Origin of the sequence: Paenibacillus sp. Soil522, from assembly GCF_001428245.1 — a bacterium.
Lineage (GTDB): Bacteria > Bacillota > Bacilli > Paenibacillales > Paenibacillaceae > Pristimantibacillus.
The window spans coordinates 208123-233714 of sequence record NZ_LMRV01000077.1 but is presented as its reverse complement, the minus strand read 5'-3'; the positions used below and the strand labels follow the sequence as shown (position 1 = coordinate 233714).

Annotated in this window: 27 protein-coding genes and 1 pseudogene; 6 read left to right on the top strand and 22 right to left on the bottom strand. The window is 48.9% G+C overall.

Annotated elements, in window-relative coordinates:
* Nucleotides 1-136: 136 nt before the first annotated feature.
* The 16 genes from ASG81_RS24520 to ASG81_RS24455 all read right to left on the bottom strand — a co-directional run bounded on the left by ASG81_RS24520 (nucleotide 137) and on the right by ASG81_RS24455 (nucleotide 13278).
* Complete coding sequence (locus ASG81_RS24520) at nucleotides 137-1672, bottom strand: PH domain-containing protein (RefSeq protein ID WP_056640598.1); 1536 nt, start codon at nucleotides 1670-1672, stop codon at nucleotides 137-139.
* The gene (locus ASG81_RS24515; protein ID WP_056640593.1) at nucleotides 1665-2144 is read right to left on the bottom strand and encodes a PH domain-containing protein; all 480 of its coding nucleotides are present in this window, start codon (nucleotides 2142-2144) and stop codon (nucleotides 1665-1667) included. Before ASG81_RS24515 ends, ASG81_RS24520 begins: the two co-directional genes overlap by 8 nt.
* A gap of 22 nt (nucleotides 2145-2166) precedes the next feature.
* Nucleotides 2167-3390 (bottom strand): M24 family metallopeptidase, encoded by a 1224-nt coding sequence (locus tag ASG81_RS24510; protein WP_056640591.1) that lies wholly within the window; start codon nucleotides 3388-3390, stop codon nucleotides 2167-2169.
* Between the two features lie 61 nt (nucleotides 3391-3451).
* A complete protein-coding gene (locus ASG81_RS24505) occupies nucleotides 3452-3937 on the bottom strand; it encodes a hypothetical protein (protein ID WP_056640589.1) in 486 nt (161 codons plus the stop codon).
* Between the two features lie 21 nt (nucleotides 3938-3958).
* Complete coding sequence (locus ASG81_RS24500) at nucleotides 3959-4384, bottom strand: hypothetical protein (protein ID WP_056640587.1); 426 nt, start codon at nucleotides 4382-4384, stop codon at nucleotides 3959-3961.
* On the bottom strand, nucleotides 4381-4527 hold the full coding sequence (locus tag ASG81_RS31390) for a hypothetical protein (RefSeq protein ID WP_155971868.1): 147 nt from the start codon (nucleotides 4525-4527) through the stop codon (nucleotides 4381-4383). Before ASG81_RS31390 ends, ASG81_RS24500 begins: the two co-directional genes overlap by 4 nt.
* Before the next feature lie 45 nt (nucleotides 4528-4572).
* Entirely contained in the window at nucleotides 4573-4722 is a 150-nt protein-coding gene (locus ASG81_RS32335; RefSeq protein ID WP_181426263.1) for a hypothetical protein, read from the bottom strand.
* A 132-nt stretch (nucleotides 4723-4854) separates the two neighbouring features.
* Nucleotides 4855-5748, bottom strand: coding sequence for a hypothetical protein (locus ASG81_RS24495; RefSeq protein ID WP_056640581.1), 894 nt, complete (start codon nucleotides 5746-5748; stop codon nucleotides 4855-4857).
* A 13-nt stretch (nucleotides 5749-5761) separates the two neighbouring features.
* Nucleotides 5762-6697 carry a type II secretion system F family protein gene (locus tag ASG81_RS24490; protein ID WP_056640578.1) on the bottom strand — a complete coding sequence of 312 codons (936 nt, stop codon included), beginning with the start codon at nucleotides 6695-6697 and terminating at the stop codon, nucleotides 5762-5764.
* Nucleotides 6690-8015 (bottom strand): ATPase, T2SS/T4P/T4SS family, encoded by a 1326-nt coding sequence (locus tag ASG81_RS24485; RefSeq protein ID WP_056640575.1) that lies wholly within the window; start codon nucleotides 8013-8015, stop codon nucleotides 6690-6692. Before ASG81_RS24485 ends, ASG81_RS24490 begins: the two co-directional genes overlap by 8 nt.
* Before the next feature lie 44 nt (nucleotides 8016-8059).
* Complete coding sequence (locus ASG81_RS24480) at nucleotides 8060-8908, bottom strand: hypothetical protein (protein WP_056640573.1); 849 nt, start codon at nucleotides 8906-8908, stop codon at nucleotides 8060-8062.
* Nucleotides 8905-9630 (bottom strand): SAF domain-containing protein, encoded by a 726-nt coding sequence (locus ASG81_RS24475; protein ID WP_056640571.1) that lies wholly within the window; start codon nucleotides 9628-9630, stop codon nucleotides 8905-8907. Before ASG81_RS24475 ends, ASG81_RS24480 begins: the two co-directional genes overlap by 4 nt.
* Before the next feature lie 252 nt (nucleotides 9631-9882).
* The gene (locus ASG81_RS24470; RefSeq protein ID WP_056640569.1) at nucleotides 9883-10233 is read right to left on the bottom strand and encodes a type II toxin-antitoxin system PemK/MazF family toxin; all 351 of its coding nucleotides are present in this window, start codon (nucleotides 10231-10233) and stop codon (nucleotides 9883-9885) included.
* Between the two features lie 3 nt (nucleotides 10234-10236).
* Nucleotides 10237-10518, bottom strand: a complete 282-nt coding sequence (locus ASG81_RS24465; protein ID WP_028609437.1) for a CopG family ribbon-helix-helix protein — start codon at nucleotides 10516-10518, stop codon at nucleotides 10237-10239.
* Nucleotides 10519-10745: 227 nt separating this feature from the next.
* Nucleotides 10746-11933 (bottom strand): alanine racemase, encoded by a 1188-nt coding sequence (gene alr / locus ASG81_RS24460; protein WP_056640564.1) that lies wholly within the window; start codon nucleotides 11931-11933, stop codon nucleotides 10746-10748.
* Nucleotides 11934-12081: 148 nt separating this feature from the next.
* Nucleotides 12082-13278 (bottom strand): LolA family protein, encoded by a 1197-nt coding sequence (locus ASG81_RS24455; RefSeq protein ID WP_056640561.1) that lies wholly within the window; start codon nucleotides 13276-13278, stop codon nucleotides 12082-12084.
* 315 nt (nucleotides 13279-13593) lie between these two features.
* On the opposite strand from ASG81_RS24455, the gene ASG81_RS24450 reads away from it, so the two are divergent.
* The 4 genes and pseudogenes from ASG81_RS24450 (at nucleotide 13594) to ASG81_RS24440 (ending at nucleotide 16940) form a co-directional block, all read left to right on the top strand.
* Entirely contained in the window at nucleotides 13594-14649 is a 1056-nt protein-coding gene (locus ASG81_RS24450) for an ABC transporter substrate-binding protein (RefSeq protein ID WP_056640558.1), read from the top strand.
* 24 nt (nucleotides 14650-14673) lie between these two features.
* Entirely contained in the window at nucleotides 14674-16056 is a 1383-nt protein-coding gene (locus tag ASG81_RS24445; protein ID WP_056640555.1) for an ABC transporter permease, read from the top strand.
* A pseudogene (locus tag ASG81_RS33590) lies at nucleotides 16057-16245 on the top strand (ABC transporter permease subunit); the annotation flags it as partial.
* 68 nt (nucleotides 16246-16313) lie between these two features.
* Entirely contained in the window at nucleotides 16314-16940 is a 627-nt protein-coding gene (locus ASG81_RS24440; RefSeq protein ID WP_056640552.1) for an ABC transporter ATP-binding protein, read from the top strand.
* 171 nt (nucleotides 16941-17111) lie between these two features.
* Here the strand turns inward: ASG81_RS24440 and ASG81_RS24435 are convergent, their stop codons facing one another.
* The 4 genes from ASG81_RS24435 to ASG81_RS24420 form a co-directional block, all read right to left on the bottom strand.
* Entirely contained in the window at nucleotides 17112-18605 is a 1494-nt protein-coding gene (locus tag ASG81_RS24435; protein ID WP_235549008.1) for an MDR family MFS transporter, read from the bottom strand.
* 154 nt (nucleotides 18606-18759) lie between these two features.
* Complete coding sequence (locus tag ASG81_RS24430; protein WP_056640549.1) at nucleotides 18760-19599, bottom strand: PPK2 family polyphosphate kinase; 840 nt, start codon at nucleotides 19597-19599, stop codon at nucleotides 18760-18762.
* Between the two features lie 24 nt (nucleotides 19600-19623).
* Nucleotides 19624-20310, bottom strand: a complete 687-nt coding sequence (locus ASG81_RS24425) for a M50 family metallopeptidase (RefSeq protein ID WP_056640546.1) — start codon at nucleotides 20308-20310, stop codon at nucleotides 19624-19626.
* Nucleotides 20311-20454: 144 nt separating this feature from the next.
* Nucleotides 20455-21096, bottom strand: coding sequence for a hypothetical protein (locus tag ASG81_RS24420; protein ID WP_056640542.1), 642 nt, complete (start codon nucleotides 21094-21096; stop codon nucleotides 20455-20457).
* A gap of 225 nt (nucleotides 21097-21321) precedes the next feature.
* On the opposite strand from ASG81_RS24420, the gene ASG81_RS24415 reads away from it, so the two are divergent.
* Complete coding sequence (locus ASG81_RS24415) at nucleotides 21322-21651, top strand: ArsR/SmtB family transcription factor (RefSeq protein ID WP_056640539.1); 330 nt, start codon at nucleotides 21322-21324, stop codon at nucleotides 21649-21651.
* Nucleotides 21652-21745: 94 nt separating this feature from the next.
* Nucleotides 21746-23350, top strand: coding sequence for a SulP family inorganic anion transporter (locus ASG81_RS24410; protein WP_056640536.1), 1605 nt, complete (start codon nucleotides 21746-21748; stop codon nucleotides 23348-23350).
* 107 nt (nucleotides 23351-23457) lie between these two features.
* Here ASG81_RS24410 and ASG81_RS24405 read toward each other — a convergent pair whose 3' ends face one another.
* Together ASG81_RS24405 and ASG81_RS24400 are read right to left on the bottom strand one after the other, a co-directional pair.
* Nucleotides 23458-23988: a type 1 glutamine amidotransferase domain-containing protein gene (locus ASG81_RS24405; RefSeq protein WP_056640533.1), complete on the bottom strand. Its 531-nt coding sequence runs from the start codon at nucleotides 23986-23988 to the stop codon at nucleotides 23458-23460.
* A gap of 237 nt (nucleotides 23989-24225) precedes the next feature.
* The gene (locus ASG81_RS24400) at nucleotides 24226-25452 is read right to left on the bottom strand and encodes an STM4014 family protein (protein WP_081417566.1); all 1227 of its coding nucleotides are present in this window, start codon (nucleotides 25450-25452) and stop codon (nucleotides 24226-24228) included.
* Nucleotides 25453-25592 lie beyond the last annotated feature (140 nt).

Sequence of the window (25592 nt, the reverse complement as noted above, 5' to 3'; positions counted from 1 at the left end):
TAACCCCCTTTTTCATCCGGTTATAGCTAAGACGGTCAACCATCTTATTTCGTTCACTAGGATTAAAAAGTTTTTACAAAAAAAAAACTGCGGAAGCGTTAAGCTCTTCTGCAGCTGTTGAAATGAAATATCTCTTCTATTGTTTACTTTGACTGCGGCTGAACCACTGCCACACAAGCTCGACGTCCTTGCGGCCGAGAAATTTCACGCGGTAATCGAGCGGGCTGCCCAGCGCATACACGGATAGCGTGAGCAGCTTCTTCCGCTGCTGCCCAATCGACCGGCTCACCCGCATCGTAACGATTTGAGGCCGCCGAATCAAATAGGTTGACCTGGATAAATAACGTTTGCGCAGCGTAAGCTGGCCATCCTGCAGCCTAACGCCTGCCGCGCTATGGCAGCTGCTTCTCCACCACAGGACAAGAGGCAGAAGCAGCAGCGACCATAAGCCTTCCGCATGCAAAAACACGATTAAAGCGGAGCATGCCAGCAATGTAAGCAGCAGCTCGATTCTAACATAATAAAGCAGCGCCCGCTTCGGCGCTCCTGTCAAATCAGTATTTGAAGGAAGCTTCAACTGCGGCACAAAATCATTCAGCATCTGCTGGACGCTTGTGCGCTTTAGAAAAGGATGCAGCATAAGCTGCTCCTTCTTATCCGACGACACGACCTGGAGCTGAATTTCCGCGTAGCCGAACGCTTGACGAAGCAGCCCTTCCTTGACAATGACTGCCTGCACCTTCTTCGAATCAAAGACAAAATTTTTCTTCTCCAGCATCCCGTAGGAAACCGATATTTGCCTGCCTTCCCTTTTTGCCGAGAAGCCGCTGTACTTCAAGACATACAATATAATGGAAAGCAGCCAAGCAAGCCCGAGTCCAAAGATGACAATAAAGACGATAAATATATAGCTTGGCATCAAGCTTGCTGAATCTTCCACAACGGTTTCGAAAAAATGATCCGGCAGCAGCTGATTGATAAAATCATCCGCAAAGGAATACAAGCCGGCGGTAAATGCCGCTACGAGACCGAAATTCATCGAAGTCGCAGCCGCTTGAAGCAGCTGTACCGGATGCAGCGAGAAGGCCGGCGCACTTCTGCCCTGTTCAACCGGAGCCGCTGCTTTGAGCGGCTTGGCATTCATCTTTACAATCAACGGCTGGTTCGCCGCCTTATCATCCAGTTCAGCGGCGCCAGACTCTGCTGCATGAATGGGCTCACTATTCGGCCTCGCTTGCCTTCTAAGCATATGCTGAATATCGTTTGCTTCCTTAATCGAGAGTGCAGGCAAAATACCGTCCGCCTTGTTGTTGCCGCCTGGAGTCTCGATCTTCACCTGCGCTACTTGGAGTAACCGCTGTATAATCGGCTGCTCCACGTTGACGGAATGGATGCGTCCATAGTAGATTGTCTTCTCGTCCCGGCGCAGCCAGCCCTTACGAATGATGATTCGATCCTCCTCAAGCCAAAAGCCGAAGCGCCTCCACTCTTGGAAGCTGAACGCTAGTACAGCTATCGCAAGTAACGCAGCACCTGCATACCAATACCACTTTAACCCTAACCAATCCGTTCCTTTAAGCAATCCGATCAATATTAAAGGAAGAAAGCCCTGGATCGTATTCAGCAGCCCGAACAAAATATAGATCGGATGCAGCGTTCGGCGCTCATTCATCCTGATCATCCACCTTAGCTAAAATACCGATTCGCCGCTTCAACTGCTGCGCTTCCGGCTGCTTTAAGCCGCTAATCCGATGCGTCGTCGCAGCGGTAACGACCGATACGCTGGACAGATCGTACTTGCGCATTAGCGGTCCGCTTTCCAGTTCAACATGCTGTACACGAACCATCGGTACAAGCACGTTGCTCAAAAAGATAAGTCCCGATTGGATTTCCAGCTCATCGTCAAACAGCTCATATTGAAATCTTGCATATTTCAACTGCGGGATGATCCATGTAAACAATACAAACGTGGCGGCGACGATCGCTAGTGCGGTCCAGCCGGGTATTAGCGTCCAATCCCAAAATAACGCAAATGAAAAATAAGTGATAATGAAAGCCAGTAAGATCCCATGCGTGATAAGTCCGCTAATACGGTAAACCGTAATATAGTCACGGTGAAGCCGCCTTGTTAATTCCCGATCCATTTATGTATCTCCCCCCCATTGTCTAAGGCAGCACAATAAGCTCAGCCTTCGAACGAGTCAGCGCTCTAGCACCATGCTCGGTAATCAAATAGCTGTTCTCGATGCCAACCACTCCCTGCCCCGGAAACGTGAATTTGGGTTCTACAGCAATAACCATCCCAGACTCCAGCGGCATTTGAAAGCCTTTCGCAAGCACAGGCCACTCATCGATTTCCAGCCCGATGCCATGCCCCAGAAACTTGGCCTGATCCTCGCCAAACCCCATAAAATGCTCCGACAGCTTTGCAGCTGTACATCTCTCAAGGGCATCCTCATAAAGCTTCGAGCAAAGCGTGCCGGGAACCATCAGCTTCTCTGCCGACGCAATGACCGACTCCGACACATCATACGCATGCTGCAGCGTTTCGGAAAGCCCGCCGATAACGGCCGTGCGGGTCTGATCGATGACATAGCCGTCCACGCAGCAGCCGATATCGATCAAAATGGGTTCATTTCGCTTTATGATCGACCTGCTGACGCTTTGCGGCGATGACGCGCCAAGTCCAAGCCCGCCGGCAGGCCCGTCAAAATAGGTGGGAACGGCTGCAGCTGCCCCCGAAATAACCATGCCGGTCGTAATCTCTTGATTGAAGCCGCGCATGCGCATCAACCCGATATGCCCGCGGATGCGAAGCTCGTATTCAACACGCGCCATCCACTCAAGCTCGCTGATCCCTTCCCGCAGCACGTTCAAAGCCTCGCTTAGCGCCTGTGCCACAACCTCGGCCGCTGCTTCAATTCGGCTGACCTCCCATGGCGCTTTTATCATTCGAATTTTGCGAATATGGGCTGATCCGTCTATAAGCTCGCAGCGGCCCGACGTGCCTAGCAGCTCCGACAGCTTTAAGTAAAGCTGGGCTGGAAGCACATCCAGATCGGCTGCTATCCGCAGCTCCGTTCCTTTAACAAACAAATATGCGTATTGCTGAGTAAGCGTCTCTCCAAACTGACGAAAAGCACCGAGCTCCGCTACCTGAACCGCTGTCTCCAGCCTGGCGCGCGAAACGCTGCGCCGAACGTAAAAGGTAGCATCGCCAGTGCTTGGAATAAATAAATACCCATTTTGCATAGATCCGCTAAAATAATAAAGATCAACATTTTGAGTAATAAGAAAAGCGTCAATCCGCTCCGCTTGCATGACTTCCTGCAAACGTCCAATTCGCTGATTTACAAGCTCAGCAGGAATATCAGGCGTAATGTCCGTCATTTCGATAATCAGCTCCTATCCAATTTTCCTCCCCTTATTACACCAATTTTCCAAATTTCCGTCAACCTGCGACGAGCTCTGCCACCCCCTTTATTTCCCACTCTATTGGCTCCAATATTTGAAAGGCGCGCGGATAAGCGATACGGACGATCATCACCACACCCGGCTGCTGCAGCGTAACCTCATAATCGCAGGCATCGTTTCGGTAAGTATATGGGAAGGCTCGATCCGCATTCACAATTTCGAATACGACCAGCTCCGCCTTCTGCTTCAAAAATGATTCCGGCAGCGGCGCGCCGTCCGTATCCAGCTTTAAATTTTCCTGTAAATATAAAGCGGCCGTTTTTGCCGCCTCATCGGGCGCTATACGGAGCAAGCCATCTCCAAGCGCCGCTTGATCCAGCTGCTGAGCTGCCGCATGCGCAGCCCGGTTGACTGCGTGCTTGCCTTGGAATAAAGTGTGCATGGCGAGCTCCTCCTCCACCTGCAGCAGATGAATCGAAATCCATACCGTCATCATCACTACGATAAGCAGCAGCTTGTACACCGATCCATCCGCCTCCCTCGCTTACGGTACATATTCACTCATTTTCATCCCAAACGCCCGCATCCGCTCATTGGGCAATGGCGGCGTCAAGCCGATTAATCGGTCAATTTCAAATAAGTTCTCATACGGATAACTCATCGTTAACGAAATGCCGGTTCCCCGTAAAATAGGGGCGCTCGGGTCCGATGCGGCAAGACCGTTCGCCGCAGTAAGCTCAAATTCAATTTCATCAGGCCGCATGCCAAACCGGGCCATACGCTGTCTGGACTGCTCCTGCATCTCCCCGCTAATGTAGCCGTAGCTGCCGCTAGCTCCTACTTCCAGCAAATAATCGACCTCCTGCTGCAGAACGGCTTGCCTAACGATAAGTACATGCTTATAAATGGGAGAGAACATTAGCCAGCATAATAGCGCGGCAAACAAAACGAATATTAAAATTTGCTTCATGGGCTCATTCCCCTAATGTGGCTGCTAACCGAGCCGCCCGCTCCATCAAGCTGCCGCTTCATCCCCCCATCGCCTTCCGCGACAGCTTGATAGAGGATAATCACGGTAACGAGCAGCAGCATTGATACAAGAATACCACGCATAAATGGACTCCTCCGCTCATTCGCAAATACAAAAATGCTGAGCTCTTACGGAAGCAGCTGGCTGATTCGTGTATTTGCCGACGTTCCTTGCGATTCGATCTGGCTTCTTGTTCCTGTCGTGTCCTTCGCGATGATCGTGTTGAACAGGACGATAACGACAACGAGCAGCATGACTGTCATCAAAATGTTGCGCATGCTATCACCTCCTTTCATAAGCGTCCAAGCGTAAACGGCTGTCGCCATCCTCTGGCGGCAAAAGCTCGTTTCGCGGTGAAATATAGGCGGAGTATGAGATAAAAACTTATACTTTCCTATATTTTAAAAAATTCAGCTAAGAGACTGGAACAGCTTCTGCCCTTCTCTTACCCAGGGATAAATAAACACCTGGAAGGTGTATAAAATCGGAATGCCCGCGATAACAAACAAAAAATAAGAGGTCGATTCCTTACGGCTTTCTTTGGCCAGCTCGATCTTCTCCTTATAATCCGCAATGCGTACGCGCAGCAGCTCATAATATTGCGGGCTCTCATGCAGGCGAAGCGCATCAAGCGTCTCCACGAAGCTCAACCCCTCATCCGTACCGATCCTTTGCTTGAACCGCTGCAGCGCTCCTCCCGCATCGTGGTACCATTCGGCCAGAAGCTGCTCTAATTCCAGGCGCATTGATCTCGTAAAAGGGATGCACCGCAGCAGCTTCGCATGGATATGCAGCGAAGAATCCGATAAGTAATGCAGCTGCTTGCTGACGGCAAATATTTCTTTGGTCATTTGAAGCGCACGCATCTTGCGAATGGAACGCAGCCATACTAAGTCGATAAATAGGAACAGCATAATCAGCAGCAAGCCGGGAACCAAATACGAGGTGGGGACATACGCGTTTATTCGCTCATGCCATGCAGCTGCAATCATAATCAACCCGGTAACGGCGAGCAGCATAAGCCTTCTTGCGAATACATACCATGCGGCGTCCACCGTTACTCCGCAGCCTGCGAGCAGCAGCTCCCGCTCCAGAAAGGAAGGACGCTGCCTTGAAATACGGAACATCCGCAGCCAGCCATCCGGCGCTTTCTTCGTCCGCCAGCTTAGTACGGCGGCCAGATGCTTCCACCGGGCGGCACGAGGCGGCCAAAGCTGCAGTATTGCATAAATCGCCGCTGCTCCAAATATATACTGCCCTATAAGGATGGCTAGCCTTATCGTTTGTGCTGTCCATTCAAGCATTCGCGTTCTCCTTTCACATTTTTTTGCGCGAGAGCCATAAGCCCATCAGAAACGAAGCGAAAATGAGCATCATCGCATTCAGCAGCATATCCCGGCCCTGCGGTTCGACAACATAATAAAAGTAGGAGTTGTCCTTGTTGTACCGAAGGTTGATTCCGATAAATAAAGCGAGAAACAATAGCGGCGAGAAATTGGCTACACGTATTTCCAGCAGCCGGTTTCGTTCCTGCTCACCCGCGCGCCTCGCCTTGCGCATATCGGTCAGAAGCTCCTTTAAGCTATCCGATATGGGCACTCCCTCCACAAGCGCCACCCGCAAAATGTTCACGAAATAATCCGCCCATAAATGACCAAGCGATGCGGCAAGCAGCCTTAGGCTCGCCTCGTCATCGCCGCGTACCGACAGATTGCGGTAAAGCTGCTCAAATACCGATTGCATCGGCCCGAGCAGTCTCCGCTCCTCCACCGTACGCTGCAGCGCAATTCTTACCTGACGTTCGCCCGTAACGAGATAGCATTGATAAAAAAGCTCTACTGCAGGTAAAAAATCCATTTGTGTCTGCATGCGCCGATGCACGAGCATAGTCCTCAGCCACGTGTAGGGTAATGAGCCCAGCAATCCGCCGAATAATAAAATTCCCTTTACGGTTTGAAAAAAAATGCCGCCCGATGCGACCCCTGCCAGCAGCAGCAAGCCGGATAAACAAACGAATGCGCCAGGTGTCGCCTTCAGCTGGAGCGTCTCCAGCAATTCAGACAAATGGAGGTGCAGCCATTCATAGCGCCTAAAGCGTCCGGACAGCCACTTGCGCCAGCCTCTGTTCGCTCGGTAAGCCAACTTGCTTCTCAGCTGCTGTTCCCTTGACCAGAGCAGGAGCAGGTTATACAATGCGAGAAATAATAAACAAAACAATAAGCACGCAGCTGCCACTGTCGAAAGCTTATTCATCGTTATCTCCTCCAGCAGAGAGTCGAGCCGCTGCGCTTACTGATGGCTGCGATGGATACATCCAATCATTAAGCGTCTCGTCGAACCTCACCCAATCGCTCACATAGGCTTGTCCATCCTTCCAGCACAGCTCGCCTATGCGGCTTATGACCCGACGTCCGTTCAAATAGCTCATTTCAATGCCGATCTCCGTTACATAATGCGTGATGCGCTTCGTCAGACGTTCCGCGTTCATGCCCCTGCCATCAAGCATGCACATGTCTGTTATGGCCTCCGGCACATCCTCGAGCCTATTGGCATGCACCGTCGTCATGCTCCCGGAATGGCCGCGCGTGCAGGCACGAACGTAAATGTTCGCGTCCAAATCGCGAATTTCGGCGTGGATGATACGCTGCGGGGATTGCCTGAGCGCGAGCTTGAAAGCCTGATCCGATCGGTGATAGGCATCCTCTTCATCCGCCATATATTCCACGACATTTTTGCTTGGAAAATCACGCCCGAGCATCATCTCGAATCGTCCCTCGATCGTAATGATTCGCTCCTCATCAGGAAGCTCCGCGATTAACGCCTTCATCAGATTTGTTTTGCCCGAGTTGGTCGGTCCAATGATAACAAGATTGAATCTTGCGGCTAGCACCGCTTTGAGCAAGCGCTGTATCCGCTCATTCATCGTCCTGTATGCCGGACTGGACAACGTCTCCAAGCTAAAGCTGCGCACCGTGTAGAAACGGATCGTCAAGGTTGGGCTTGCCGTGAAGCCAAAGCCGGTCATCGTCACCCGCGAGCCATCGCGCAGCATCACCTCAGCCCACCGCTTACGCGGATTAATGCGGTCATTATTGTAGAGAACTAAATTTTGCTGGATACGCTCCACCTCCCGGATACTGTCAAAACGATAGGGAGACGGAGCCGTAACGCCGTGTTTCACGATGAAGATTTTTTCACCGACAACCTGAATTTCCTCCAGTCCTTCCTTATCAGCGAGCACCAATTCAAGGACACTCAAACCGATCACCTCTGCGAACAACGCTTCCGCTAAATTTTGGTACGGATGCTGTACATTTGCCGCTTCATGGATACGCAGCCTGATCAACCGGTCCGTGATGACCGCCAGAACCTGCTCGCGCTCCTGCGAATAGCCGAGCACAGCGCGATTCAATGTCTCGCTATACTGCCTGCGCTCTTCCTCGCCTAGCCCATGCGGAGCGCTTAAATAGGTTCTTATCTCATCGGCGAGCTTGGCGAATTGTTCCTGCGCGTCAGCAATCAGGTAAGGGACCGCTGCCGCATCCTCGCGACGCTCCCTCTCCGATTGCATCTGCGCTGCGAACTCCGATGGCGAAAATCGATTTTGCTGCGCCGTCACGAGCTTGTACCATTGCGATGTGCGAGCAGCTTCCGATACCAGGGTTGCACCGATACCGATGTCGCCATACTGCGAAAGCCATGCCGCTTCATCAGCGCTTTAGCGGGCTCTCGCATCGTTTGTCTCCCCTCCGTATCGGCTTTCAGCCATTCCGCGTACGTTCCACTATCCAATTGGCTAAAGACCGGCTCGCTTAATTGAAGCCGGCCAAGCGGCGATGTACCCAGCTCTTTGCAAATATGCTTCATCTGATAACCTCCATTTCTCCATGGACCGTTGATTATGACCGAATCGTACTGCTCGGGAGCAACCCCGAATAAAGGTGATACTTGTCCAATCCAGCGCCTGCCGTCCTCTTGAAAATGAGACAAAGCAGGCGTAGTTACAAGAATTCGCGAGCCAGCTCTTCGTACCGAGCAAATGGTAGCTGCATTATCCCAATAAGCGCCCACATCCGTGACTACAAACGAGAAGGCCCGCTCTGCGACCGCAAGCAAATGCTGCGCTTCTTCTGTCGTGAAATACTCGGCTTGATCCCTCATTCGATTTCCGAAAAGCACCTGCAAATTAGGGAGGCTTGGAACCGGGTAGGCGGCTCTGCGCAGCTTCTCCGGCGTCAATGTGCACGAGCGCAGCTCCGGACGAAGCTTATCCAGCGTAACGAGCGGCTCGTCAACCCCTATATAGCGGTGGATCTTCGCACTCTTGAGATTGAGGCATAAATATCCGACCGGCTTGCCGATTGCTTCTGCCATCCGGTAAGCTGCTGCAAACGCCGCTGTCGTCGTTCCGATATTAGGCGTAGTGCCAATAAAAACGGCAAGAGGCGCTATAGCTCCGTTCACGGCCCATCACCCTCCTTGTGGGCTAGCAAATCAAGCGATTGTGGGCTGTATGCTACGACAAGCTTCAAGGCACCGCTCTTGCACAAGCTGTCCATGTGAAGCCACTGCTCCTCCGTTAAATTTAAATTCAAGTAATCAATCATCCCGTTTGCCTCACGCCTTGAAGCATACATTTGCTCCTTGTTTCCCTCTGCCAGCGAAAATAAATTGGGATTCTCGATATTATCGATCTCTACGTTGCCCGACGTCTTCACCGAAGCCACTGTGACCGATTCCGGAAAGAGCCGCTTTGAGGGAGAATCCTCTCCCGACGCATAAAGTAGCACCCTGTCTCCCGCTCTAATTCCGTTTGAAATTGAGCGGATATACTCCTTCGGAATTTGAAATGTCGATTCGGATCGTTTGGGCTGCAAATAATAATCGTCAACCTTCCAAATCAAGAGCGGTTCCCCTTTGCCTAGAGGTATCATCGTTTCCTTCCCTGCGGCATGCTCCAGCTTGATCACCATGTCGGAAATATAAGCAGCCTGCGGAACCCTTTTATACTCCAGATCACTTTCCTTCAGCCGCTCGCCCGCTCCGATAAAACGCTTTGGAACGAGGACGGCCACCGTCTCATCCCGCTCAATTTGAATTCGCTGCAGCTCATACATGCCGTAAACCATACTTGCCGACAGCACTGCAGCCGTTAAGCTGATAATGGAATTCCGTCTCCTCTTCATATCCACTCCTCTCTGAGCATAAAAAAAGAACGCATCAGCAGCCATCTAAGGCATACTGCGTGCGTTCTTCGCATAATAGAGCTCATATTTTAGGTTTGCAACAAGTAATTGAGTTCATAATAGCAATAGGACTTTCATTTGTCTAGCATTTTTTTCCTATTTCCATCAAAATCCGGTTAAAGCCGACAAAAAAAGCCATTCAGCAAGCGGAAGTGGATACCCCTTTTAGATGCTAAATAGCCCTCATCGTCATTAAAAATCAATTAACCCAACGCTAATCAACAAGGCATCGTCAACCTTACGCATCGTTTCGTCATCTAAATGCGTAATCTTATCGGTCAGCCTTTGCTTGTCAATCGTTCGGATTTGTTCAAGAAGCACGACTGAGTCGCGGTCAAAGCCATGCGCGGTAGCATCCATCTCAACATGAGTAGGCAGCTTTGCCTTCTGAATTTGAGCTGTGATCGCAGCCACAATGACTGTAGGGCTAAAACGATTACCGATATCATTCTGAATGACCAGTACGGGGCGAACACCGCCCTGCTCCGATCCGACGACTGGCGATAAATCCGCAAAAAACACATCTCCGCGTTTTACAATCAACCTCTACACCCCGCTAACGAGACGGCCTAACGTATGATCTGCTTCTTCCTCCGCTTGAAAAGCTTCCGAGGCCATGTTCAGGTTTATTTTCGCCATTTCCATATACCCGCGCTGCATGGATTCTCGAATTTGACGTTTTTTGCGCTCCACCAAGTAAAGCTTCATGGCTTGCCGAATAAACTCGCTGCGGTTGGAGTTTTCCTTGGCAACAATCCCGTCAACCTCTTCCAGCAAATGATCTGGCAGGCTAATCATGATTCTTTTGGTATTTTGTACATTGGCCACCGAACTCGCACCCCCAAAACTTTTCCAAAACCTTAATACACATTATAACAATATATTGCCGATGCTATACTTAAACATATCTATGTTCGCCGTATATCAAATATGCTGTATGTTTTCATGTATAACCCTTATAGATGATCTGCCTTACTACATTCGTGATATTTGGCGAAAATCCTCTTCATTTACAAAAAAATGAAAGATGAAAAAATTTCCAAATCGAATTATGTCTAAGCTAAGGGATTATTGATTGCAGTAATTCGACCACCGCTAACGTAAATGCGGGGTACTCGGGCAGCAAGCATGCAGATTACTTCATAGTTTATCGTGCCAAGCTGCTGAGCCACTTCTTCCACCGTAATAACAGCATTGCCCTGACGCCCGATAAGCACGACCTCTTCCCCTGGCTCAACGGGTAATGAAGCTGCATCAGAAGCAGCAGGATCAAGCGCAATCATACATTGGTCCATACAAATCGTACCTCGAACCGGTACCTTCACGCCGCGCACAAGTCCGTGGGCTTTACCTGTTAGCATGCGGCTAAAGCCGTCTGCATATCCGATCGGCAATGTTCCGATACGTTCTTCACCCTTGGTCACATAACGTGTGCCGTAGCTGATTCCCCAGCCCGCTGGCGCTGTTTTGACCATAACGACTTCCGTTTTAAGCGTCATAACAGGCTCCAGCTCGATGCGCTGCTGATTGACTTCCTCAGACGGAAATAAACCGTACATACTGATTCCAAGACGCAGCATGCCTCCCGCAAAGTGCGGTGTGTCTATGCCTGCAGCGCTGTTAGCAGCATGAATGATCGGAATGGGCAAGCCTTGCTGTTCTACATACTCTGCTATCTCACGAAATCTGTCGTATTGCAGCGTCGTATACTTTTTGTCAGCCTCGTCTGCGCGGGCGTAATGCGTAAACATACCTTCAACTTCAAGCTGAGGCAACTGCAGCGCCTTCTCAATAAAAGATACCGCTGCGTCCTTCCCGATCACGCCAAGCCTTCCCATGCCGGAATCGATCTTGATGTGTACCTTGAGCTTGCGTCCGTTAACATCAGCGGGCAGCTTAGCTGCAGCCTCTATAATGTCATCCCGAAACAGACTTATCGTAATATTGTGTTCTCTTGCGACAGACAAGGCATCCGCAGCCACGAAACCAAGCACAAGAATCGGGGTTTGGATGCCTGCCTTCCGCAATTGCAATGCTTCATCTAGAAAAGCGACTCCTAGATAATCAACGCCAAAGCGCTCTGCTTCACGCGCTATCTCTACCGCGCCATGCCCGTAAGCATTCGCCTTGACCGAAGCCATAAGCCTGCAGCCCTGTGGGATAGCGTTGCGAAAAGCCTGTAAATTATGTCGTAATGCATCTAATGATAATTCAACCCTCGTCGGGCGATAAAACGAATCCAAGCCTTTCACCTTCTCCTCATTTGGCAGCCACAACAGTCCGAGCAGCAAACATCAATAGAAATAATGTTAAACGTTGCTGCTGTGACTGTCAATGAAACGAACTCCGGAAATGGCTAGTACGTCTTGGAAATTCTGCTGTTTTCCAGCTTTATTTCCCGATTTCACCCTGTACCGATTGCGCAACCTTAATCATTTCGGTTTCAGGAAGATTTGCGCTTGTAAGACGGAATTGATGCCCTTCGTACGTCCAGGTAAGCGTCTGAGGCTCATCGCCGCTAAGCTGTCCCATCGTGAAGCCTAAATCCACCATCATCCCTGGTACTAACGATGCCGCTTGATCCTTTGGCTCGGTTTGAATAAGAGTATAGCTATAATCACCCGTGTAGCGAAGCATCAAACCAGGATTTCCGCCAAACACGATGTCGATTAATTCCGGCTCCGATACGCCATCTGGCGTGTAAGAAGGCTTCATCGCGGTAAAGTCAGCACTCTCTTCTGTTTTTGCTCCGGTTGCTGCGTCGCCGCCTTCATCCTCTGCTGCATTGCCGCTATCATTTGTTTGATCATCGCCGTCCACGGCGCTGTCATCATCAGGATTATTTCCGCTGCCATCCGCATTGTTATCAGGCGATGCTGCATTTCCTGCCGCCGAATCATTGACATCTTGCTCCGGAGTGGTCATCGTCGGCTCTTCGGTGGTTTGGCTGGAAGGCGCAGCCTTCATATTCGCTTCCGTCTCGAATACCGCCTTATCGAACTTTGGTCCGAAATCAAACTTGTCAAACTTCACCGAGACCATAACCGCCGCATTCGTGTCGCTGACTTCCACTTGAACCGGCTTGTAGTCCGATTTATTCAGCCAAATCTTTTGACGGGCCAGCGAACCGTTATTATAGTTCGCCATTACGTCGAATACATAAGCATCCTCATCTACAACAAACTGCCGTGAATTATCGACCAGGATGCTTTGAACCAGCGTTTGGTACAAGTATACTTGGCCTTGATTTTGCGGCCAATCACTTTGGAAGCGGAACACTTTATTCAGCTTCGGTGTGAGAACGAATACGCCGTCGTCATTGCGAAGCACGATTTGTGTAATGTCCTTCTCTTCATTCGTCAGCTTGATCCGATAGTACTGCGGCTTCTGGTATGATACCTCCACTTTATACTCGAGTGGCTGCTGTCCCGTCCGCAGCGTCATCGTCCCACTGCCTTGATAGCTCTCCATGCTGTTTACCACCTTGTCGAGCTCCTTAACCACGGACTCGGCGTCCTTTGTTCCGCAAGCTGCTAGTACTAATGAAAAACATAATAATACTGCCGCGGTCCATGTCATGCGACGCATGTAATCATCCCCTCTGCACATTGTTTTTACTGGCTGATAACATGTCTATGAGGGGACTTGACCAATTATGCGGACTAGTTTGACAAGCATGACAAGCGGTGTGTGATTTAACGTCTGCTTCATAGCCGCAAGACCGGGTCCGTCGCGGACTCTGTACAAATGAAGTGCTTTCGTCAACGTTTGAGCTACGGGGAGGGTTTACTGGCAATTCAGCAATATTCCAATATTAACAATTCAAAGCTTCTTAGTTAATCGTTTGGTAACAATCATTTTCTACACTTCAAATATAAATAGATTGATAGGGTGAGGATCATTTTGTTGAAAAAAAGATCTTTGATTACTATGAGCTTGGCAGCACTTCTAATCTTCAGCGGCTGCGGAGCAAATACTCAGTCAACATCCGGTCAAGAGCCTGTTAAAGAAGAGACTGCAGCAGAAGACACTGCAGAAGCCGTTGCTGGAAAGCTTTCCTTCTATACATCCCAGCCAGAAGAGGATATTACGAAGCTGGTAGCAGCCTTCAACACAAAATATCCTGATGTTACTTTAGAAAGCTTCCGCTCCGGAACAGAAGAAGTAATCGCCAAGATCCAAGCAGAGAAGCAAGCTGGCAAAGTGCAGGCAGATGTTCTCCTGTTAGCGGATTCTGTAACATTCGAAGGCTTGAAAAAGCAAGATTTGCTAGCCTCCTATCAATCCCCAGAGGTTAAGAGCATTCCAGTACAATTCGTTGATCCGGATGGGACCTATTCCGGTACGAAAATAATTGCAACTATACTTGCTGTTAATACACAAAAAGTAACTACCTTGCCTACTTCATGGCAAGTGCTTGCAGCTGCTGAAAACAAAGATGCTGGCATTATGCCAAGCCCGATATATTCCGGCGCTGCAGCTTATAATATTGGAGTTTTATCACGTACTGACGGATTTGGTTGGGATTTCCTGAATAGCCTGAAAGCAAATAACATAACCGTTATAAAAGGAAACGGCGCCGTACTGAAAGCTGTGGCCAGCGGAGAAAAAGGTTACGGTATGGTCGTTGACTTCATGGTAGCCCGCGAGAAGGCCAAGGGCTCTCAAGTTGAATTGGTTTACCCGACTGAAGGTGTGCCCGTTATCACGGAGCCAATCGCCATTATGAAGGATTCAGCAAATGAAGCAGCGGCAAAAGCTTTTGTGGACTTCGTATTATCAGAGGAAGGACAGAAGGTTGCAGCTGAAATCGGCTATACGCCAATACGTGAAGGCGTTCCTGCACCCGCAGGCTTGAAAAGCAGCATTGAATTCAACATCCTTTCCTCTGATATCGCTGTATTAACTGAAAATCGTGAAGCAGATAAGAAACAATTTATCGAGGTATTTGGCGAATAAGAGCCGAATTGGAGCGCATGCATCATGACAAATCCCAGTTTTAATCAGCTTAAAAGAGAGGAACGCCGAGCTAATCGCGCCTTCCTTTCTTTTTTCTTAAGCAATAGAATTGTTATCTTGCTCACTGTTCTTTCACTCATTTTGTTTTTCATAGTGCCGCTTGTTAAATTAGTATTCTTAAGCTTCCAAAGCGATACTGGCATAACGTTGAACCATTACACAGAGATGCTCAAGCAGGATCGACTATGGAAAACGTTAAAGGATACGTTCATTATCGTCATCTGCTCATCCGTTTTATCCATCATTCTGGGAGTCGTTGCCGCATGGTTTATGGCCTATACGGATATAAAATACAAAAAAACGCTGCATATGACGATTTTGCTATCTTTTGTTTTGCCTTCCTATGTATTAACGTTGTCCTGGTCGTCCTTTATGGGTAACCAAGGTATAGTGGCGGGCATTATGCAGTGGTTCAATCCGGAGGCCGCTCCATGGAGTATGTACAGTTATGGCGGCATTATTTTTGTAATGGGGATTCATCATTTTCCGCTTGTTTATCTTCTGACCGTAAATGTGCTTAAGAAAATTCCGCGCGATCTGGAGTGGGCATCAAGAGCTAGCGGCGCGGGCAAATGGAAAACGTTCTATCTCGTCACATTCCCGTTAGTTTTGCCTGGGGTCACGTCTGGCGGCTTGTTAGTCTTTTTGGCTTCATTGGACAATTTTGGTATTCCGGCTTTTCTTGGCATTCCCAAAAATATATCCGTCTTAAGCACCCTAATCTATGAAGAAATTATTGGATTCGGTCCTTCTGCGTTCGCCAGAGGCGCTGCTCTTTCTGTCATTCTAGGCGCGATTGCGATTGTGGGCACATTGCTGCAATGGCTTGCTGTAAGAAGAATCAAATCAGCAGACACCGTTATTACGGACCACAGTCCCCGTTACATGCTCGGAAAGCATCGGATGTGGATCACGGGCGCTATATGGACCTTTCTTATGTTCATAACTATCGTTCCATTGTTTTCGATGGTTTCCACTTCCTTGAAAAAGGCTTATGGATTGCCGTTCCAAACTGCGAATTTAACGCTAGACAATTATAAATATATTTTGCTTAAAAACCCGAAGGTTTGGCAATCCATTCAAAACAGCTTCGTGCTCTCCATTACAACGTTAGGCATCTGTCTAGTTATTGGCTCTTTGCTCGCTTATGCTCGAGTTCGCAAGCCGTCATGGGCAACCAAATCGGCAGAGCTTGCCATCGCTCTCCCATACACCTTGCCTGGCATTGTATTTGGACTTGCCATGATCTTTGCATGGATGGAGCCGATACCCGGCTGGAACCCCGGTATTTACGGCTCGATTCGCATTCTGTTCATCGCATATGTCTGCCGCTTCCTTATTCTGTAGTTGCGCGCAACTATTACAGCCTTTATGCAAATTGATACGTCATTGGAGGAGGCTGCGCATATATCCGGCTCCGGCTATTGGAAGAAATGGTTCTTCATTCTGCTGCCGCTTCTGCTGCCCGGAATGCTCAGCGGCGCCTTCCTCGTCTTTTTCACAGCATTTACCGAGCTTACGGTATCTGCATTATTGTGGTCAACTGGCTCACAAACGATTGGCGTTACGATATTTGGCTTTGAACAGGCAGGAAGCAAGCGCGTATGCCCCATGAATTGTCCGGCGGACAAAAGCAGCGCGTTGCCATTGCAAGAGCGATCGCGGCAGAGCCTTCCCTGCTGCTCATGGATGAGCCGCTCAGCAGCTTGGATGCCATGCTCCGCATGGATATGCGCCGTGAAATCCAGCATATTCACCGGCAAACGAAAACGGCTATCATCTATGTCACGCATGACCAAAGCGAAGCATTGGCGATGGCTGACCGCATTGTCGTCATGAAGGACAGTCAAATTGAGCAGGCAGGCACGCCGCAGGACATTTATTTGCGCCCTCAGACAGAGTTTGTTGCCAAATTCGTGTCCAAGGCCAACCTCGTTCAAGGGAAATGGTATAACGACACCTTTGTTCCTGCAAGCTCTAATGGAGCTGTTCTATGGCAAGGCCATCATGTGGCGGACTATTTCAAAAAAAACGGAACCTATCCAGTAAGAACCGATCAGTTTCATCTCGGATCACCGCTGCAAACGGGTCTTAAGGGCGAGGTTACGAACGTACAGTTCCAAGGAAAAGAATATTTGTATCAGATTGAATCCTCCGACGGCCAGTGGGAAATTAGCTCCCAGCAGCAATTCCAGCTCAATGAGCCCGTCTCTCTCGATTTAATGAACTAGAAGCAGGGGCCGAATATAATCTGACGCAAGCAGACCACCAGGTTGCATCCGTTAATAAGTATATAACGGTCAAAAAGACTGTCCCAGCGTCAACTGAATGACTTTGGAACAGCCTTTTGTCTTCACTTCTGTTTCTATTAACTTTCCAATCTAAGGTGTAACAACAGCCCTTTAATGCGCAGACACACGCTTGCTTTCCATCCCTGGCTCTGTTTCCGGCGGTACCGCTCGTTTAAGCAAAAACGAAACGATCCAGGCGGCGAAAACCAATCCAAATGCAAACAGAAATGCGCTTTTCATTCCGGCAATCATAGCAAGAGTTTGAATGACAGACTCTTCGTCTGTGCTCGACGTTGTTTCCAAAAACTTTCTCGAGCCATTGGTCATAATCGCTACAAGCAGCGCTGTCCCTACAGCGCCCGAAACCTGCTGAAGCGTACTGATAATGGCCGTACCATGCGCATATAACGGAGGAGGAAGCTCATTTAACGCATTGGTCATAACCGGCATCATCAGCATGGAAATACCCAGCATCAGCAGCGTATTCAAAATCATAATCTTGCTGTAGGATGTATCCAGCGTAATATGCGCAAATTGCCACAGCGTATTGGCCATAAGCGCCAATCCGATAATGGCCAGCCATTTGGCGCCAAACTTATCAAATAACCGGCCATTGATAGGGGACATAATTCCCATCACTACTCCTCCGGGCAGCATAACCAGACCTGCCTTAAGCGGAGTGTAGCCTAAAGCATTTTGTAGAAAAATCGGCAGCAGCATCATGGCGGAGAACATGGCCATCATGACGACCATCATAATCAAAGTGGACAATCGAAATACCCGGAAACTAAATGTTCGCAGTTCGAGCAGCGGTTCGGATATCGATAATTGTCTCCAAGTAAACAGCACCAGCGAAACAATGCCGATTGCCATCGGAATCAAAACCATGCCGCTTGACCATCCTCCGACACCTCCGCCCGCACTGCTGAAGCCGTATACGATCCCTCCAAATCCGCAGGTTGAAAGAAGAAGCGAAAGCAGATCAATTTTCGGTTTCGTCGTTTCGGTTACATTTTTCAGCTTCGCAGCTGCAAAGATAATAACAAGCAGAGCGATAGGCAGCACGCTGAAAAAAAGAACACGCCAGCTAAAATGCTCGACAATGATCCCGGAAAGTGTAGGTCCGATAGCGGGAGCGAAGGTGATTACGATACCGATCGTTCCCATGGCCGAACCCCGTTTTTCAATCGGAACCATAGCGAATACTACATTGGTTAGCAGAGGAAACAGCAATCCTGTTCCCGCCGCTTGAAGCAATCTTCCGAGTAAAAGCGCAGTGAAGCCGGGTGCTACAGCCGCTATAAAAGTACCTAGCGTAAACAAACACATAGCCGACAGAAACAAACCTCTTGTCGTAAACCGCTGGATTAAAAAAGCAGTGACCGGAATAAGCACGCCAATGACCAGCAGATACCCGGTTGTCAGCCATTGGGCGGTGCTTGCCGATATGCCAATATCCTCCATAATTTTGGATAGGGCAACGTTAAGCAGCGTTTCATTCAAAATAGCGACGAACACACCGAGGATCATCACCATAATGACTAAAAAGTTGTCTTTGCCTCCAAAGGTCCCACCGGTCTGATGGGATTCATGATCAGTATTCACATCCAAACTCCTCTCTTACTAGCTGCCATAAGTCATAATGACTTGCAATGGCTTCTCTTTAGCTGTTTCTTATTGTAGCATACCCTTTAGAAAAAGATTTCTTATCGATTGCTATATCGAGGGAATTTTGACATGAAGCTTATATAAAAATGACTTAATCCCGCATCGCAGCATGCTTTCCTTCTTCCGTCTTGATCTCTTCCAAAAGCTGCTGCAGCTCCGGATTCGCAGGCGGCTCCTTCAGCTCCAAACTCCGCAAAGCGTCTACCGCGATTTTTAGCACGGCATAATTGCGGTACCACCTATTATCGGCGGGAACAACATGCCATGGCGCCTCTTTGCTGCATTTTTCAAACAGCTCTTCGTAGTACTCGCCATACCGCTTCCATGACTTGCGCTCCTTCAAATCATTGGGGTCAAACTTCCAGTTTTTGCTCGGATCCTCGATGCGGCTGATGAGCTTCTCCAGCTGGAACTGCTTCGAGATGTGCAAAAAGATTTTGACTACCTTCACCCCGCTCTCGGCAAGCAGCGCTTCAAAATGATTAATATGTCTAAACCGCCGCTTTGCCTCCTCATCCTGCACCTTGCCGTGGATTCTCGTAATCAGCACTTCCTCATAATAGGAGCGGTTAAACACGGCGATCTGGCCAAGGGCGGGAACAGCAGCATGCGCTCTCCATAAAAAATCATGCCGCGCTTCCTCCTCTGTCGGCGCCTTGAAGCTGTGGGCGGAAATGCCCTGCGGATGAAGGCCGGCAAACACTTTCTTGATAACCCCGTCCTTGCCGCTGCAATCCATGCCCTGGAATAGGAACAGTACCGCCCGCTCTTTGCCAGCGACGAGCCTTTCCTGCAGCTGCTGCAGCTCCTGCTCAAGCTCCTTCACTTCCTGCACAACCTCATCCTTACTTAAAAAACGTCCTGTATCCTTCGGATCGAAGTTCGATAAATCCGCCTTTTTTTTCACGGACAGCTTAAAGCCTTTCGACATTCTCTTCACAGCCCTTCCCAGTCATTATTTACTTATTAGTATCCCGTCAGGACTTCTCCTAAACAAATAACCGATCGCTCCTTTCGCGCACCAGAGCGATAATGCGCAAAACAAGGCGGCCCATACAAACGCCGGTATGAAGGTTACGCCGCTCAAGCTGGCCGCATCACCCGCTGAGGCTGGCTCCGTTATCGCCAGAAAAAGTAAAATAAACGGGCTGATGATTGATTCCACTAAACATATGAAAGCAATCAGCAAGTAATAACCGCTTCGCAGCCAGCTTGGCGCAACAAAATAAATGAGCAGCGTCACTGCCGTAAAGCCTGCGCTCCATGCCATGCCGTAGCCGTTTCGTACAAAAAGCGCTAGCGCCACTCCCGCAGCTATTGCAATTAAAGCTAATCCGAAGCGCCCCTTCCCCTTGGCATGCAGAAAGAAAAGCAGCAGCGAGAACAAGGCGGAGCCCGTATAGCCGGCAAGTGCAATCGGAACCAGCATCCAGCTGTCCGTATAGGCCGTATAGGTCACACCGCTTTGATCCGCGTACAAGTAAATACGCATGACGCTTCCCTTCAGCAGCAAGGTTGCCAGTGCATGGGCAAGCTCGTGGACCAGTGTATTCACATTTTGAAAAAAAGCCGAAAACGGGATAAACCGGGTCAAAAAAGTAGCGACAACAATAATTGCCGCCATTCTGAGCCAAGAAAACATGCGTTAGCCTCCAATCTTCTGCCTCTATTCTAACCCTTCATACGGATGAGAAAGTTTTATTTTTCAAATTATCCTTATACGGGGAAGCAGATGGAAAGACATGAAACAAAAAAAGAAGCCGCAATCGCGGCTTCTTCCTTTTCGCTATGGACTTATGACATCGGCTTGCTGCTCATGATATTTTTTTAATAGGTGATGAAAGCGCTCGAAGCCGCTAGTAAGTACCTTTATCTTTCTTCTGAGCCTTATTTGCTTTTTAGGATCATTTTCGACGGTCGTTAGCTGATCGATATTTTTATCAAGCTTTTCCCGAAGCGTAATGATTATACCGATCGCGATATGCGATCGCTCCATTTCCTGCAGATCCGCGGCAAGGGCTTCTCCTAGATGCTCCATCGTTTGCTTTTGCCTGCGTAAAGCTTTATCGATAACGATATATTCCGGGGTGAAGTCCTCGCGATAATCCTGACCGGGCACCTGATGCCAAAAATTGTTCCATTCCTCTAATTGGCCAACCTCATATAATAAAAATTTATGAAAACCGCATAACCATGCCGTACAGCTTGTATTTCGCCGCTGGCATCCCACACCATCCAAGAGATGACGACAATCGCGGCAGCATGAGCCGCTATTTGCGATACAAACCTTGCAAATATGATTCGCGCCCCATTCATTTAAGGTGAGCATGCCGTTTTCAATAAGGGAGGTCCTGCTCACTTTTGTAGGTAAATGAATAATGGGCCCTGCAGACTTGTCCGTTTGTTCATCAAGCGTAGTATCGGGCATTCAATCACGCCCCCCCTTAATCATGAATATTCAAATATTCAAAAATTTATATATATTAAAGTATACTCCAGTTATGTCCGGAAAACAATTTTATCATGGATACTTGAGAGCCCGCTAAAAAATTTGCAGTCCTATTATCTTACATAATGAGATTTTTTATGAAGCTCAACGATTTATGCTATGATAATTATAAATGAAAAAGTTTACGACTAAGGGGCCATTGCCATGAATCAAGACATTCCACAATTTAAAGCCGAATTTTTTAAAGCCCTGGCTCATCCACTACGAATTCGAATTCTTGAAATACTTTGCGAAGGTGATAAAACCGTGAACGAGCTCCAAACTATTTTGGGCTCTGAAGGCTCTGCCGTGTCCCAGCAGCTAGCTGTATTGCGAAATAAAAATGTCGTTTATGGCTTGAAGGACGGAACCTCCGTGATCTATTCGCTGCGCGACCCATTGATTAAGGACTTACTCGTCATCGCCAAGCAAATTTTCGATAATCATCTGGTAGATGCCATATCCCTGCTGGAAGTCATACGAAACGAGCCTTAAGGGCAACCGTTTACGATTGACATTCGGCATACTCAGGCGTACTATTTCATATATATTCAAATATTCAAATATATGAAGAAAAGAAGGAAGCCAGATGAGATGGACAGGTAGATTTGCAGGATATGATACAGCTTCATTTCGCAAGGATCTCTTATCCGGTTTGATAGTTGGTATTATTGCCATTCCATTAGGAATGGCTTTTGCTATTGCTTCCGGAGTGAAGCCCGAATACGGGATCTACACAACCATCATCGCGGGCGTATTAATTTCTTTGTGCGGTGGCTCAAGGTACCAAATCGGGGGGCCAACAGGAGCATTCGTTCCGATTCTCTTTGCCATTACCATGCAATACGGCTATGAAAATTTATTGTTGGCAGGTTTTCTGTCCGGTATTATTCTTGTGATTATGGGCTTGTTTAAGGCTGGCACTTTAATCAAGTATATGCCAAAGCCTGTTACGATCGGCTTTACCTCCGGCATTGCCGTGATTATATTTACCGGACAACTGCCTAATCTTCTAGGGCTGAGAAATATCGAGAAGCATGAAAGCTTCTTGTTCAACCTTGCAGAAATATTCAAGCATTTGACATCGATAAACGTTTTCAGCCTGGCAACAGCCGCAATATGCTTAGCTGTCGTTCTACTTTCGCAAAGGTATCTGCCTAAGCTTCCCGGCTCTCTAACGGGGATGCTTATATCGAGCGCAGCCGCAGCTTTATTTTTTAATGGGCACGTGGATACGATAGGATCCGTTTTCGGGGACATTCCGGGCACCTTGCCTCATTTGCATTTTCCTGAACTGACGTTGCAGCGGATTGAGCAGCTCATCTTTCCTGCGATTGTAATTGCTATGCTCGGCGGTATCGAATCTCTCCTATCTGCCGTTGTAGCCGATAATATGTCAGCCAAACGCCACAACAGCAATCGTGAGCTGATCGGTCAAGGAATCGCTAATCTTGTAACGCCTCTATTCGGCGGGATTCCTGCCACAGGAGCGATCGCCCGAACCGCAACCAATGTGAAATACGGTGCTGTTTCACCGATTTCCGGCATTATGCATAGCATTGTCGTTTTTCTGGTATTCATTTTTTTTTCGCGCTACGCTTCGCACATTCCTCTTGCAAGCATGGCTCCTATTCTAATAATCGTCGCGTGGAATATGAGTGAACGTAAGCCATTTATTTATATTCTGAAGTCCAAAACGAGCGACTCCGCCGTACTCCTCCTTACTTTTTTACTGACTGTATTGACGAATCTTTCCACTGCGGTAGCGGCGGGCTTGCTGTTATCCGTCATTCTATTTTTAAAACGGATGAGTACGGCATTCATGGTGACGAGCTGTCATGACTATCCGCAAATCAGCATTTGTATCATAAAAGGCCCTTTATTTTTTGGCGCTGCCGACCGATTCGAAAACTTAGTTATGAATACGATAAATGAAAAATCTAAAGTACTGCTTCTGCGTATGGAGAAAGTGCCCTTCATGGATACGAGCGGCGAATCCAAGCTAAACAGTCTGGTCAAGCATTTCAGAAAATACGGAGTGACCGTCATGATTTCAGAGATCCAATCTCAGCCCCTCGAGGTATTGAAAAGGGGTGAAATTTACAGATTTATTGGTCAAGAGCATTTCTTTCAGCATTCGGATCAGGCCATCGATTATGCTTTGAACCAATTAGAATACCGTTCATCACTCTAATGCGAGCACAACCTATATCCCCGTTAGAGAACAAATAGGACTGTCCCGCAGCATCCTCTCGGATCCGGCGGGACAGTCCTTTCTCATACGGCCATAATAAGCTCAAGCTACCAAGCGTTTACCCCAAGCTTACCGATCGTCTCACGGATGAAAGCCGGCTCATCCTCGGGCGTCCGGGACGTCACTAAATTACGGTCGACGACAACCTCCTTGTCGACGAAGTGTCCCCCAGCTGTTTCAATTTCCGAGGAAATGCCGGGATAGGCAGTTAGCGTGCGGCCTCTCAGTACACCGGCGGCTGCCAATATTTGCGGACCGTGGCATATCGCAGCAATTGTCGTACCGGCTTGATCGGCATCCTTAACGAAAGCTTGCACAGCAACGTTATTCATCAGATGGGATGGCGATTTCCCCCCTGGAATGATAATAGCGGCATAATCGTCCGCAATCGCCTCCTCAATGCCTAAATGCGATGTATAGGAAATGGTTCCCTGCTTCCCTTTCAACTGCTCATTGCCCTTTAAGCTAATAATGACGGCTTCATGGCCGTTCTTCACCATTTCATCGTACGGGCTTGCCATCTCGGAATCTTCAAAATCGTTGGCCAGCAGAAAAGCGACCTTCTTCGCCTGCGTCATATTTTGTACACTCCTCTCATCATTCAACCATAAATTACTTTACCCTACTTGGGCGGATTTGAAGCATAGACGCCTTGCGCAATTACGAAGCCAAATGGATAAAGGGAGCCTCTAAGGGCTCCCTTTATCCATTTGGCTATCATCGCTGCTGAGCTGAAACTTGCGGGTCTTCATTCCGTGCAGCCTCATGACAGCCTCCGTTACAAAAGGCATCAGCTGCATAACCAGCATTCGTACCTAATCCTTTCTGAGAAGCTGCCGCATTTGCCATTCATGGGTGTTCATCCCCTCATACTCGGCACCGTATAGCAAATCGCCAAAAGGATTGATATCGATCGCATAAGTCCTGCCGCTTCCCCGATGAACAAGTACGTCCACGCCCGCCGCAAAGCTGCCCGGAAACGCGCGGAGCGCAGCTTCAGCCGTATGCTTCACCGCTTGCATCACTTCTGCGGAAAGAAGCTGGTCCGCGTCCGTCCTTCGCTCGTTGCGCAGATGCAAATTTATAATTGACGTGCGGCTTAGCCTCAGCACCGTATGACAGGCCTGACCCTTCACGACAAGCTGCCGCACGTCGAACGACTTGCTAAAGATGCTGTCCTTCTCGATCCACCGTTCAATATGTGCACCTTCGCTGCACACCCAATCGATCATTCGCCGGATATCCGAACGCTCGCTGTAGCGCCGCAGTAAGCCCGTATTGTAAAAGCTATAGCTGCCGGCACGTTCCTCTATGCCAATCGTCGTGACGGCAAGCTCCTCTCCGGTACGCGGATTGATCTGGTAGGCGATAACGCCCGCGGCTCCCGAGCCGCAGGCCAGCTTGATGAACAGCCGGTTCATTCCGCTGGCCGCGATTGCAGCTTGGAGCGAGTCGTAGCTTCCTATCGTTCCGGAAGGAGCCGGCAATGCCGGCATAAGAAGGCCGTGGCGCGACAGCAGCTGCCAGCAGCTTCTTTTGTCAAACATACTCGCGATACTTCCTGGCGAATTGACCCAGCGGACGGCCATTTTCAAGGCCTTCACCTCCCGGTGCACAGCAGCAAGGAACCGGCAATACCCGCGGTACCACTGCGCCGGATAATAGATTCGTCCATGCTCCAGCGGAAGACCCCGAGCTTCCTCCGCCGCAATTGAAATGCTGTCAGGCAGGGAGCCGGCTGACCAGAATACGTCATCGCCGCTCTGGTCAGGCGCTCCCCATGCGATCAGCTCCCGCTCTACCGCCTTATCCTCGCCTGGGGCATCGATAAGGATGATGATCTCTTCAAAGCCTGCGAATGTCCGCAGTACATCTTGTATGTAAATAGTACGCTTAAGCAGCTGCTCGTAGGAGAGTTCGATAGCCGGAGCAAGTCCCAGCTTGCTTCTGGCAGCCTGCAGACCGAGTGTCCGTTTGTTTGCCGGGTTTCCGATCAATAGAAAGGGATTCTCTCCGGCGCCATTCGCAAAATAGCGGCCCATCACTTCAATCATCATAGCCTACCGATAAGCGATTTTCACTCAAGAGTATCCCTCCATTTGTTTCCATATGAAATCAGGTTAACATCTCATTTTTCAGCAAGTCAATGGTCCCTTAGTCATATGTGCCTACCGCGCAAACG

Coding starts and splice junctions, on each gene's coding strand:
- ASG81_RS31390 (WP_155971868.1), bottom strand. CDS start 4,527: ATGCGTGGTATTCTTGTATCAATGCTGCTGCTCGTTACCGTGATTATC.
- ASG81_RS24490 (WP_056640578.1), bottom strand. CDS start 6,697: ATGAATAAGCTTTCGACAGTGGCAGCTGCGTGCTTATTGTTTTGTTTA.
- ASG81_RS24445 (WP_056640555.1), top strand. CDS start 14,674: ATGACAAATCCCAGTTTTAATCAGCTTAAAAGAGAGGAACGCCGAGCT.
- ASG81_RS24515 (WP_056640593.1), bottom strand. CDS start 2,144: ATGGATCGGGAATTAACAAGGCGGCTTCACCGTGACTATATTACGGTT.
- ASG81_RS24495 (WP_056640581.1), bottom strand. CDS start 5,748: ATGCTTGAATGGACAGCACAAACGATAAGGCTAGCCATCCTTATAGGG.
- ASG81_RS24405 (WP_056640533.1), bottom strand. CDS start 23,988: ATGACGCAGGCGAAGAAGGTCGCTTTTCTGCTGGCCAACGATTTTGAA.
- ASG81_RS24410 (WP_056640536.1), top strand. CDS start 21,746: ATGAGATGGACAGGTAGATTTGCAGGATATGATACAGCTTCATTTCGC.
- ASG81_RS24415 (WP_056640539.1), top strand. CDS start 21,322: ATGAATCAAGACATTCCACAATTTAAAGCCGAATTTTTTAAAGCCCTG.
- ASG81_RS24425 (WP_056640546.1), bottom strand. CDS start 20,310: ATGTTTTCTTGGCTCAGAATGGCGGCAATTATTGTTGTCGCTACTTTT.
- ASG81_RS24430 (WP_056640549.1), bottom strand. CDS start 19,599: ATGTCGAAAGGCTTTAAGCTGTCCGTGAAAAAAAAGGCGGATTTATCG.
- ASG81_RS24420 (WP_056640542.1), bottom strand. CDS start 21,096: ATGCCCGATACTACGCTTGATGAACAAACGGACAAGTCTGCAGGGCCC.
- ASG81_RS24455 (WP_056640561.1), bottom strand. CDS start 13,278: ATGCGTCGCATGACATGGACCGCGGCAGTATTATTATGTTTTTCATTA.
- ASG81_RS24485 (WP_056640575.1), bottom strand. CDS start 8,015: ATGCAATCGGAGAGGGAGCGTCGCGAGGATGCGGCAGCGGTCCCTTAC.
- ASG81_RS24400 (WP_081417566.1), bottom strand. CDS start 25,452: ATGGGCCGCTATTTTGCGAATGGCGCCGGAGAGAATCCCTTTCTATTG.
- ASG81_RS24500 (WP_056640587.1), bottom strand. CDS start 4,384: ATGAAGCAAATTTTAATATTCGTTTTGTTTGCCGCGCTATTATGCTGG.
- ASG81_RS24475 (WP_056640571.1), bottom strand. CDS start 9,630: ATGAAGAGGAGACGGAATTCCATTATCAGCTTAACGGCTGCAGTGCTG.
- ASG81_RS24440 (WP_056640552.1), top strand. CDS start 16,314: ATGCCCCATGAATTGTCCGGCGGACAAAAGCAGCGCGTTGCCATTGCA.
- ASG81_RS24520 (WP_056640598.1), bottom strand. CDS start 1,672: ATGAATGAGCGCCGAACGCTGCATCCGATCTATATTTTGTTCGGGCTG.
- ASG81_RS24510 (WP_056640591.1), bottom strand. CDS start 3,390: ATGACGGACATTACGCCTGATATTCCTGCTGAGCTTGTAAATCAGCGA.
- ASG81_RS32335 (WP_181426263.1), bottom strand. CDS start 4,722: ATGCGCAACATTTTGATGACAGTCATGCTGCTCGTTGTCGTTATCGTC.